Here is a 637-nt window from a genome sequence, read left to right as displayed (position 1 = left end):
AAAAAAGTTGGCAATATGAAAAATTCATATAAACATTAAAAAAACAGCGTTGTTGTTAGAGGCGGTTTTGCCAGTTTGAAATTCATTTAAAATCATGATATAAATGATTTCAATGTATTGCTTTTAGACAAATTAAATCAGCATCAATTTCAACCGTTATTTTATCAGGTTACCACCGCTCAATTAGAGCCATCAAGTATTTCATTTCCGTTTAGAAAAATATTGCAGCACAAAAAACAAAATAATGAAAAGTAGGATTGAACAATTACAAGAGTTTTTAAAGGAGGATAGCAACGACTCTTTTCTGACATACGCATTAGCACTAGAATATGTTAGGGTTGAGAAAAATGATACTGCGAGAGATTGCTTTTTGAAATTGATAAAGGATGATGAAAACTATGTTGCGAGCTACTATCAATTGGGAAAATTATATGAGTCGCTGAATGAAGTAGAGAAAGCAATTGAAATTTATAAAAATGGAATTGAGATTGCGAAAAAAATTAAGGATGCAAAAACGCTGTTAGAATTACAAGAAGCTTATAATATGCTGATAGGAATTGATGAAGATGAATTTTGATCGTTTCCTGGTTTTTTATTAAACAGAGATTTTAAACGTTCATACACTCTCGAAAGGGAA

Annotated in this window: 1 protein-coding gene; it reads left to right on the top strand. The window is 30.5% G+C overall.

Annotated elements, in window-relative coordinates; translation table 11 throughout:
• Positions 1 to 244 precede the first annotated feature (244 nt).
• The gene (locus tag ES765_RS21550) at positions 245 to 577 is read left to right on the top strand and encodes a tetratricopeptide repeat protein (protein WP_138116610.1); all 333 of its coding nucleotides are present in this window, start codon (positions 245 to 247) and stop codon (positions 575 to 577) included.
• Positions 578 to 637 lie beyond the last annotated feature (60 nt).

This window comes from Maribacter sp. ACAM166 (assembly GCF_005771495.1).
Taxonomy (GTDB): domain Bacteria; phylum Bacteroidota; class Bacteroidia; order Flavobacteriales; family Flavobacteriaceae; genus Maribacter.
This window is presented reverse-complemented; position numbering and strand designations above follow the sequence as displayed.